The following is a 10,106-nucleotide window of genomic DNA, read 5'->3' as shown; positions in this document are numbered from 1 at the left end:
ACCGGGCCGGTGCCTTCGAACCGGTCCTGCGCCACGATCGCCTGCTGGCTGAAGGCGCTGCCGCTCCAGGTCTGGCAGTCAAGGCAGTGGCAGGCATAGGTCAGGGGCAGGCGATCGGCGTCGAGCCGCCAGCGCACGGCGCCGCAGCGGCACCCTCCTTCGATCACGTCGTCCTCCTCGGGTTCATCCGCGCGGCGGCGAGAATGCGGGATCGGGGCGGGGATGGGAATGCTCCCCGGCGGCGGCAAATATTTCCGCCGGAGGCTGTCGGATCGGGGGCATCGCCGTTCGTCTTCACCTCGAGTGCACCGAAACCGTACCTGATGGAGAGCCTCGTGATCCGAACCGTCCTCGTCGCCCTGGCCCTGCTGGCCGCCGGCCCGGCTTTCGCCGAGACCCAGGGCAGCCGCGTCGCCGTCAACGGCATGCAGATGTATTACGAGGTGTCCGGCAGCGGCGACCCGCTGGTCGTGCTGCACGGCGCCTACATGAACATCCCGTCGAGGGGCGCGAACATCCCGAAGCTGGCCGAGACCCACACCGTCTACGCCATCGAGTTCCAGGGCCAGGGCCGCACCACCGACATCGACCGGCCGATCACCTATCCCGCCCTGGCCGACGACGTGGCCGCCTTCATGGACGCGGTGAAGCTGCCGAAGGCCGATGTGTTCGGTTACTCGATGGGCGCCGCCGCCGGGCTGCAGCTCGCCATCCGCCATCCGGACAAGGTGAACAAGCTGATCGTCGCCTCGGCCGCCTATGACGCCGAGGGCTGGCAGCCGGCGTTCAAGGCCTTCATCCCGCAGATGACGGTGGAGATGTTCACCGGCATGGCGGTCTTCGCCGACGCCTACCGCAAGCTCGCCGCGAACCCCGACGGCTTCCCCGAGCTGGTGCGCAAGCTGATCGCGTTGGAGAAGGAGCCGATGGCGTGGGGCGACGACGTCAAGGCGCTGAAGACCCCCGTGCTGATCATCACCGGCGACGCCGATGTCGCGACGCTGGAGCATTCGGTGGCGCTGTTCCGGCTGCTCGGCGGCGGGGGCATGGGCGACATGGGCCAGCCGCTGCCGGCCTCGCGCCTGGCCGTGCTGCCGGCGACCTCGCACACCGCGGTGATCGGCCAGGTCGACCTGCTGGTGGCGTTCATCGACCCCTTCCTCAAGGGCCAGACGCCGAAGGGCCTGTTCGAGTAAGGCGCATGGGGCCGGGTGACCGGCCCCATGTCTCCAACGCTTCCGCGGCCGGCCGGATCTTCAGGCCGACCGTGACGCGAAGCGGCTTTTCGCGGCCTCCGATGCCGGCATGTAGAGCGAGACGGCATTGCCCTCCGGATCCCGGACCTGAAACGTCGCATTGCCCCACGGCATGGTCTTCAGTTCATGCACAAGGGGGGCGTGGTCTTTCAGACGATCATATTCGGACTGGATGTCATCGACCTGCAATTCGATGACGAGGCTGCGATTGGCTGCCGGTACGGCACTGCCTTCCTTCCACAATGCGACAGTTTCGACGGCGCCGATGGCCAGGGTGGCGCCGGGCATCACGATCTCGGCAAAAGCCGGCGCCAGCCACTGCGCCTCGATCCCTGTGATCATCTCGTAGAAGGCAACCATCGGGCCGATGTCGGCGGCAATGATCCTGACCGATGCGAACTTCATGTGGGGCTCCTTGTCTCGACGACCTCGCCGGCCGCCGGGATCTTGTCGCACAGCCCTCCTGCCACCATCCTGGCAGGAGGAGTCAACATGGTGCGTCGGGCCGATCGTTTGCCGAACAGGCATGGGCGGTACCGACGGGTCGCCAACCCGCCAGCCGGCCCCTCATGCTGCCGCGATGCGCCGGCCCTTCAGTTCGAAGCCGCCATCGGCCAGGCGGTGCAGCGACGGGGCGGCGGCCAGCAGCTCGCGGGTGTAGGCGTGCTGCGGGTGGTCGAACACCGTGTCGCGCGGCCCGGTCTCGACGATCTTGCCGGACTGCATCACCGCCACCCGGTCGGCCACCTGCTCGACCGCGCCCAGATCGTGCGACACGAACAGGCAGGCGAAGCCGTAGCGGTCCTGCAGCGCCCGGAACAGCTCCAGGATCTGCTTCTGCACCGTCATGTCGAGGGCCGAGACCGGCTCGTCGGCGATGACGAAGGCGGGGCGGCGGATGATGGCGCGGGCGATCGCCACGCGCTGGCGCTGGCCGCCCGACATCTGGTGCGGATAGCGGCCGGCATGCTCCGGCGTCAGGCCGCAATCGACCAGGGTCTCGGCCAGCCGCTCCGTCCGCTGTTTCGCGGTCATCTCGGGCACCAGGCGCAGCGGTTCCGCCACGATCTGGCCGATGGTCATGCGCGGGTCGAGCGAGGAGTAGGGGTCCTGGAAGATCATCTGGCAGTTCAGCCGATGGTCCCGCGCCGCGGCATCGTGCCGGCCATGGACATCCCGGCCGCGGAACAGGATGCGTCCGCCGGATGGTTTCAGCAGGCCGACGATGGCACGTCCCAGCGTGGTCTTGCCGCTGCCGCTGCCGCCGACCAGCGCCATTGTCTCGCCCGGATGGATCGCCAGGCTGACCCCGTCCACCGCCCGCTTCGCCGCCGTGCGCGAAAACATGCGCTGGCGGCCGGCATGGTCGACCGTGACGTTCTCGACCGCGATCAACGGCTCGGCCTGCTCGACCGGCGGCCGGGTGGGGCCGCGCTTCGGCAGTGCATCCAGCAGCTTGCGGGTGTAGTCGTCGCGCGGGCTCAGCAGCACCTGTTCGGTCGGGCCGCCATCGACGGCGCGGCCATGTTGCAGCACCACGACATGGCGGGCGTAGCGGGCGACCATCGCCAGATCGTGGCTGATCATCAGCACGGCGGTGCCGTTCTCGCGCGTCAGCTCGACCATCAAATCCAGCACCTCGCGCGCCACCAGCGTGTCCAGCGCCGTGGTCGGCTCGTCGGCGATCAGCAGCGCCGGCTTGGTCAGCATCACCGAGGCCAACATGATGCGCTGGCGCATGCCGCCGGAGAATTCATGCGGATAGGCGGCCAGGCAGCGCTCTGGGTCGGCGATCTGGATCCGCTCCAGCATCGCCAGGCTGCGGCGCCGGATCTCGGCCTTGTCCAGGCGCAGATGCAGCTTCAGCGCCTCGGCCATCTGCCGGCCGATCGGCATCGCCGGGTTCAGCGACACCATCGGCTCCTGGAACACCATGCCGATGCGGGCGCCGCGGATCCGGCGCAGGCCCTTGGCCGGCAGCGTCGTCAGCTCCTGGCCATCGAACCGCACCGACCCGCCGATCCGCTGCATCGGCGGCGGCAGCAGGTCGAGGATGGCGCGGGCGGCCATGGTCTTGCCGCTGCCGGATTCGCCGACCAGCGCCAGCATCTCGCCGGCCGGCAGGTCGAAGCTGAGGTCGTCGACCACCACCGGTCCGCCATCGCCGGCGCGGATGGTCAGGTGTTCGACCTGGAGAAGAGGGCTCATCGCTGCATCCTCGGGTCGAGCCGGTCGCGGATCGCGTCGCCGAACAGGTTAATGCCCAGCAGCGTCACCGAAATGCACAGGCCGGGGAAGATGCCCAGCCAGGGCGCCGTGCCGATGTACGGCCGGGCTGCGGCCAGCATGTTGCCCCAGGTCGCGGCCGGCGGCGGCACGCCGAGGCCGAGGAAGCTGAGCGCGCTTTCCGACAGCAGCACCCAGCCGAACATGCTGGTGGCCAGCACGGTCAAGGGCGCGATGCAGTTCGGCAGCACATGCCGGGCCATGGTGAACAGCTCGGAATTGCCCATCAACTGCGATGCCTCGACATATTCGCGGCTGCGCACCGACAGCACGGTGCCGCGCACCACGCGCACAACCGACGGCATGTAGGCCAGGCCCAGCGCCAGGATGATGCCGTATTTGTTGGCCCCCAGGATCGCCATGATGCCCAGCGCCAGCAGCAGGCCGGGGAAGGCCAGCAGCGCGTCGTTGAACATCATGATGACGCGGTCGACCCAGCCGCGGAGATAGCCGGTCAGCACGCCGACCAGGGTGCCGCCGGTCACCGCCGTGGTCACGGTCAACAGGCTGATCCAGCTGCTGGTGGCGGCGCCGCTCATCGCCCGGCTCAGCACGTCACGGCCGAATTCGTCGGTGCCCAGCCAATGCGCCAGGGTGGGCGGCTTGAACCGCGACAGGATGTCGATCTTCAGCGGGTCGTACGGCGTCCACACCGCGCCCAGCAGGGCGGCGACGGCCAGGATGCCGATGATCAGCCCGCCGATCGCCGCATTGGCGCGCAGCCGGCGCCGCTTCCGCGCGGCCGGGGCGGGACTCTCAGCCAATGTCGTCATGCCGTCACCCGCGGGTCGAACAGGGGGTACAGGAGGTCGACGAACAGGTTCACCAGGACATAGATGCCGGCGATGAACAGCAGGCAGCCCTGCACCACGGGATAGTCGCGGGCGTAGATCGAATCGACCAGCAGCCGGCCCAGGCCGGGGATGGTGAACACGGTCTCGACCACGGCGATGCCGCCCAGCAGGTTGCCCAGCATCAGGCCGATCAGGGTCCAGGTCGGGGCGAAGGCGGTGCGGAAGGCGTGGCGCCACAGCACGGCGCTTTCCGACAGGCCTTTGGCCCGGGCGTGAGTGATGTATTCAAGCCGCATCACCTCGATCGTGCTGGCCCGCGCCATGCGGATGATGACCCCGGTCTCGACCATCACCAGCGTCGCCACTGGCATGATCATGTACAAGAGGGCCTTGCCGGTATCCTCGCCGAACGGGGTGTAGCCGATCACCGGCAGCCAGCCGAGCTTCAGCCCGAACAGCAGCAGCATCAAGAGGCCGAGCCAGAAGCTGGGGATCGACAGCAGCAGCGTGGCGCCGGAGATGACGGCGAGATCCAGCGAGCTGTCCTGCCGCCAGGCGGCGATCATGCCGGCCGGCACCGCCACCAGCGCGGCCAGGGCGACCGCCGCCAGCACGATGGTGGCGCTGACCGCGAACCGGTCCAGGATCAGCGGCAGCACCGCCTGGCCGGTGCTGATCGACTTGCCGAAATCGCCCGACAGCGCATGGCCGAGCCAGTACAGGAACTGCACCGGGATCGGCTGGTCGAGCCCGAGCGAGCGGCGCAGATCGGCGACGCTGGACGGGTCGGCCATGTCGCCCAGCATCAGCGTCACCGGATCCCCCGGGATCAGCCGGATCAGGCCGAACACGATGACGGCGACGATCAGCAGGGTGGGGATCGCCATCCCCAGCCGTTGCAACAGGAAGCGAACCATCGACAAGCCTCCCCTGTCAGGGATGGATCAGTTCTTGATCGCCACGTTCCACAGCCGCGGCTTCGACGCGGACCAGGTCTTGTAGCCCTCGATCCGGTCGGAGATCGCGGAGATCTGCGCCCCGTTATAGGTCACGATCAGCGGCACGTCCGCGATCTGCATCTGGTGCAGCTTGTCGAAGATGGCCTGGCGCTCCTTCGGGTCGCTGGTCACCATCGCGTCCTGGATCAGTTTCAGCGCGTCCGGGTTCTCCCAGACCTTGCGCGGCTGCGTGTCCTTCGGGCCGGACACCATCTCGTAGCTCAGCGCCGGGTCCATCCGGGCGGAATAGCTGAACGACATGGTCTGGTACTGGCCGGAGGTGTAGCGGTCCAGCTGCGCGCCCCAGTCCAGCACCTCCAGCTCGATGTCGATGCCGGCCTGCTGCGCCAGGGCCTGGGCGAAGATGGCGCTGTCGTAGACGTCCTGGTACTTGCGGTTGACCAGCATCTTGATCGGCTGGCCGGTGTAGCCGGCCTCGGCCAGCAGCTTCTTCGCCGCCTCGATGTCGCTGGTGTAGCCCTGGTTCTCCACCGCGGTGTGGTAGGGGCTGGCCGACGGGATCACCGAGTTGTTGGCGGGGGAGGTGCCCTGCGTCACCGCCTGGGCGATCTGGCCGGCGTCGATCGACAGCGCCAGCGCCTTGCGGATGCGCACATCCTTCAGCAGCGGATCGCGGGTCTGCAGCAGGATGGCGGTCATCGACAGGGTCTGCGCCAGCTCGGTGCGCACGCCCTTCTGGCTGTCGAGCTCCTGCTTGTCGGCGATGCTGACATCCGGCACCAGGTCGATGTCGCCGGCCAGCAGGGCGGTCTTCGCCGCCGCCGGGTCGCCGATGATGCTGAAGCGGACGGTCTCGGCCAGCGCCTGCTTGCCGCCGGTGTAGCCGTCGCGGTCGCCGCCGCGCGAGGCGTAGTCGGCGAAGCGCTTCAGCTGGACGTACTGGCCCGGCTCCCACTTCTCCAGCTTGTACGGGCCGGTGCCGATCGGGGCGATCCACTTGCCGTCGGCGCCGACCGAATCCGGGTGCAGGATCGCGCCCTCGGCGCAGTCGGTCCGGGCCATGGTGACCAGGAACAGCGCGCTCGGGGCGTTCAGGTGGAACACCACGGTCTTCGAATCCGGCGCGTCGATCGATTCGATCTTGATGCGGCCGCGGCCGTCGAATTCCGGCAGGCAGCGCCATTCCGTCTTGGGGTCGAGCCAGCGCTTCCAGCTCCACACCACCTCGGCCGAAGTCATCGGCGCGCCGTTGTGGAACTTGACCCCGTCACGCAATGTGAATGTGTAGGTTTTGCCGTCGTCGGATACCTTGACGCTGTCGGCCAGCATTGGCCCGACTGAGGCATCCTCGCGATACGCCACCAGGCCTTCCACCACATGCAGGATCACCGCATCGGTGTTGTCGTCGCGCTTGGTGCCGGGGTCGGTGCTTCGCAGGTCGCCGTTCAGCGCCACGCGAATGGTGTCGGAAGGCGGCGACGCCAGGGCTGGCAAGGCCAGCCCGAGCGCCGCCGCGAACGCAAGAGCGGAAAGTTTCGTCATGGAAGCCCCCTGTGTGAGGCGATGCAGGAAGCCGGACCGCGTTCAGGCCGCGTTTTTCGTCCGGCGGGACAGGTCGAGCGAATAGGTGGTGAAGGTGCGGTTCAGCGCCGGCAGCGGCGCCACCTCCATGATGCCCTCGGCCGGGCGCATGATGACCATCGCCACCGTGGCCGACAGGTTGCCCTGCTGCGACGGGCGCGGAGGCCGGCACACGGCATAGGGGGTGCCGAAATCGTCAAAGAAGGCGGCCTTCATGTCCTCGGCGGTCAGCTTGCCGTGCTTGGCCTGCAGGATCTGCTTCACCCGCCAGTCGCGGTAATAGCTTTCCGGCGTGCTCGGCGTGCCGGCCTCCTTCAGCTTGGACAGTGCCACCGGGCTGACCCAGTGGTTGGCATGCACCAGGAGGCCGTTCTCGGGGTAGAGCGGGAAGGTCTCGTCCGGCGCGCATTCGAAATCGATGGCGAAGCCGCCGGCGTGGCTGACGATCATGTTGTTCGACGCCGATTTCGGCGTGATCGCGATGGTGCGCAGCGACAGGGCGAAATGCTCCAGCTCCAGCGCCTTGCGCCGGATCAGCGGCAGCGGGATGCCGATCCCCAGCTTGTAGTCGCGGTCGGATTCCAGGTAGTTGGCGGTGATCGCGGTGCCGACCGAATTCATGCCGTTGCGGGCCAGGCCGCCGGCCTCGGTGAAGGTCAGCACGTCCGGCCCGTCCTCGCGCCGCACCCGCAGCACGATCGCGGTGTCGGCGCATTCCGCCCGCCAGTCCCAGTTCTGGCCATGGATCACGCTGCCGTCGGCGCTGGCCGGGCCCATGATCACGGCGCCGGTGCAGCCGTCGGGATCGTCCTCGACGATGCCCTTGCGGCGATGCGCCAGCTGCATCACCTCGGTGCGGCAGTTGATCAGGGCCACCGCCTCGAAATCGAGATTGGCGCCCTCGGCGATGCCTCGCATCTCCTCGATCAGCTCGGGCGCGAAATCCTCCATCTTCGGCAGGAAATCGGTGACGAAGCCGCGGATCTGCGGCCAGTCGTAGCCCAGGTCGCGCAGCTGCCGGGCATAGACCTCGACGCTCTTGCGGGTGCGGTCGGCCGCCGCCGCGCCGTATTGCCGGCCGCGTTCGCGCGGGGTGCCATGGATGTCGACGAAGGGAAAGGGCGTCATGTCAGGGGGACCCGTTGTCTTCGAATGGTCACACGCTATTGCATTTCATGTTCATGAAGAACAGATTTTTTGCGCAAGCCGGAAAGTCGAAAGATTTTTGCGCGCTTGGCGCACGCCCTTCCCCCGCGTCGCGCGATCGCTATCATGAAGGGGCATAGTGTGGAGCACAGCGTGGCGGCGGCAGAAGCGGCGGAGCGGGCGAGCCCGCTGCAATTGGAACTGGCCCGGCAGATCGCGGAGCGGATGCGCGACGAGGCCTGGATGCCCGGCATGCGGGTGTCCGAGCAAGCGCTGGCCCGCGCGCTCGGCGTGTCGCGCTCGCCGATCCGCGGTGCCTTGGACCTGCTGGTGGCGCAGGAGGTGCTGGAGGCGTCGTCCGGCCGCGGCTTCGTCGTGCTGCGCCGGCCGGAGGGCGACGAGATCGCCGGCCTGATCCCACGGTCGGAGGGTGAGGCGGTCTATGCCGCGATCATGACCGACCGCGCCAATGGCCGCCTGCCGCAGGAGGTGTCGGAGGCCGAGCTGATCCCGCGCTACGGCGTGCCGCGCGGCGTGGTGCGCAAGGTGCTGATGCGCTTCGCCGCCGAAGGGCTGGTGCAGCGCCAGCGCGGCCATGGCTGGCGCTTCGTCGATTCGCTGGAGACCGACGAGGCGGTGGCCGAGAGCTATCAGTTCCGCATGGTGGTGGAATGCGCCGCCCTGCGGCAGTCCGGCTTCCGCATCGACCGCGACCGGGTGCTGCAGCTGCGCCGGGCGCATGAGGACATCCTGGCCCGCGCCGCCGGCGGCGTCGGCACCGAGGAGTGGTTCCGGGTCAACACCGCCTTCCACGAGATGCTGGCCGCGAGTTCCGTCAACCGCTTCTTCCTGCAGGCGGTGCGGCAGCAGAACAGTCTGCGCCGGATGCAGGAATACGCGGATTTCGTGCAGCTGCCGCAGAGCCGGGTCGAGCAGTCCTGCCGCGAGCACCTGTCGATCCTCGACGCGCTCGAGGCCGGCGATACGGAATGGGCGGCGGCGCTGCTGCACCGCCACCTCGCGCTGGCGGCAGGGACCTACACGGGTGCCGATGCGATGGACGCCAAGGCCCGTTCGGGGCTCAGCGTGTGACCGGGGCTGACCTTTACAGAATCCGTCCAGGCCGGCCGGACGAGGTTGCGATCGTGCGTGCGATCGAGGATGCGGCGGCCATGCTGTTCCGCAGCATCGGCCTGCCCGAGATCGCCGAATTCGATGCGGCCGATCCGGCCGAGGTGCTGTTGCGGGCACAGGAAGGCCGGCTATTGGTCACGGTCGATGCCACCGACCGCCCGGTCGCCTTCGCCCTGTTCGGTGAATACGACGGCACGCTGCATATCGAGGAGCTGGACGTCCACCCCGACCATGCCGGCCGGCGGCTGGGCGCGGCGCTGATCGACCGGATCGACGCCATCGCCCGGGACATGGATCTGCCGGAGCTGACGCTGTCCACCTTCCGCGACGTGCCCTGGAACGCGCCCTATTACGGCAGGCTCGGCTTCGTCCCGATGCCGGATGCAGACCTCGGCCCCGGCCTGGCCGCGATCCGCGACATGATCGCCGCCAAGGGCGTCGACATCCTGCCGCGCCTGTTCATGCGGCGGCCGGTTCTCAGAACGCCGTGAGGCCGGCGACGTCGCTGCCGAAGGCGGATTGCGGGCCCGAGGCCTGGAAATGCTGCGCCCGCTCGCGCTGGGCGACGCAGCCGGCGACCTCGGCCGCGATCGCGGACCAGGCGGCGCCGCGCTTCAGCGAGGCCAGGAAGCACTGGTCGTAATAGGTGTAGCGGTCGCCGGCGCCGCAGCCGAAGGACGGGCGGTCGGCCCGCGCCGCGGTCAGCACGATGCGGTCCGGCGTGGTCAGCGCCGGCGTGTCGGTGTAGAGGCCGGAATAGCAGCCGGAGGTGACCAGCACGGTCGGCCGCCCGGCGCAGGATGCCGCCAGCAGGCCAGCGAGCCAGTCGGGCGGGATCGCCGCATCGTCGCGGGCCGAGACCAGCCCGTAGCCATGGGCGCCGTGCGAGGTGATGTAGACGAAGCATCCGGTGGTGGCCGGGCCGGCCAGCCGGGCCATCTGCGCCTCGA

The 10,106-nt window shown here is 68.6% G+C and carries 11 protein-coding genes; 3 read left to right on the top strand and 8 right to left on the bottom strand.

The features are described from left to right. Positions 1-167, bottom strand: a 167-nt coding sequence (locus AC3XYG_RS18910) for a GFA family protein (RefSeq protein WP_489141408.1), incomplete at its 3' end; no start/stop codon positions are given. Between the two features lie 168 nt (positions 168-335). Here AC3XYG_RS18910 and AC3XYG_RS18905 point away from each other — a divergent pair. Next, positions 336-1,196: an alpha/beta fold hydrolase gene (locus AC3XYG_RS18905; protein WP_489141407.1), complete on the top strand. Its 861-nt coding sequence runs from the start codon at positions 336-338 to the stop codon at positions 1,194-1,196. 60 nt (positions 1,197-1,256) lie between these two features. Here AC3XYG_RS18905 and AC3XYG_RS18900 read toward each other — a convergent pair whose 3' ends face one another. From AC3XYG_RS18900 to AC3XYG_RS18875, 6 genes are all read right to left on the bottom strand, one after another. Next, positions 1,257-1,661: a VOC family protein gene (locus AC3XYG_RS18900; RefSeq protein ID WP_489141406.1), complete on the bottom strand. Its 405-nt coding sequence runs from the start codon at positions 1,659-1,661 to the stop codon at positions 1,257-1,259. A gap of 162 nt (positions 1,662-1,823) precedes the next feature. Further along, positions 1,824-3,464: an ABC transporter ATP-binding protein gene (locus AC3XYG_RS18895; protein ID WP_489141405.1), complete on the bottom strand. Its 1,641-nt coding sequence runs from the start codon at positions 3,462-3,464 to the stop codon at positions 1,824-1,826. Beyond that, positions 3,461-4,315: an ABC transporter permease gene (locus AC3XYG_RS18890; protein WP_489141404.1), complete on the bottom strand. Its 855-nt coding sequence runs from the start codon at positions 4,313-4,315 to the stop codon at positions 3,461-3,463. The genes AC3XYG_RS18895 and AC3XYG_RS18890 overlap by 4 nt, the downstream gene beginning before the upstream one ends. Continuing rightward, positions 4,312-5,253, bottom strand: coding sequence for an ABC transporter permease (locus AC3XYG_RS18885; protein ID WP_489141403.1), 942 nt, complete (start codon positions 5,251-5,253; stop codon positions 4,312-4,314). The genes AC3XYG_RS18890 and AC3XYG_RS18885 overlap by 4 nt, the downstream gene beginning before the upstream one ends. A gap of 27 nt (positions 5,254-5,280) precedes the next feature. Next, on the bottom strand, positions 5,281-6,837 hold the full coding sequence (locus AC3XYG_RS18880) for an ABC transporter substrate-binding protein (protein WP_489141402.1): 1,557 nt from the start codon (positions 6,835-6,837) through the stop codon (positions 5,281-5,283). Positions 6,838-6,879: 42 nt separating this feature from the next. Next, positions 6,880-8,004: a C45 family autoproteolytic acyltransferase/hydrolase gene (locus AC3XYG_RS18875; protein WP_489141401.1), complete on the bottom strand. Its 1,125-nt coding sequence runs from the start codon at positions 8,002-8,004 to the stop codon at positions 6,880-6,882. A gap of 144 nt (positions 8,005-8,148) precedes the next feature. Here AC3XYG_RS18875 and AC3XYG_RS18870 point away from each other — a divergent pair, with 144 nt between their 5' ends. Further along, positions 8,149-9,114 (top strand): GntR family transcriptional regulator, encoded by a 966-nt coding sequence (locus AC3XYG_RS18870; protein ID WP_489141400.1) that lies wholly within the window; start codon positions 8,149-8,151, stop codon positions 9,112-9,114. A 53-nt stretch (positions 9,115-9,167) separates the two neighbouring features. Next, complete coding sequence (locus AC3XYG_RS18865; RefSeq protein ID WP_489141399.1) at positions 9,168-9,647, top strand: GNAT family N-acetyltransferase; 480 nt, start codon at positions 9,168-9,170, stop codon at positions 9,645-9,647. Here AC3XYG_RS18865 and AC3XYG_RS18860 read toward each other — a convergent pair. Continuing rightward, positions 9,634-10,106, bottom strand: a 473-nt coding sequence (locus AC3XYG_RS18860; protein ID WP_489141398.1) for a C13 family peptidase, incomplete at its 5' end; no start/stop codon positions are given. The two genes, AC3XYG_RS18865 and AC3XYG_RS18860, sit on opposite strands and share 14 nt — an antisense overlap.

This window comes from Inquilinus sp. (assembly GCF_057815775.1).
Note: the sequence above shows the minus strand (reverse complement) of the source record. Positions and strands in the feature narration are given on the sequence as shown.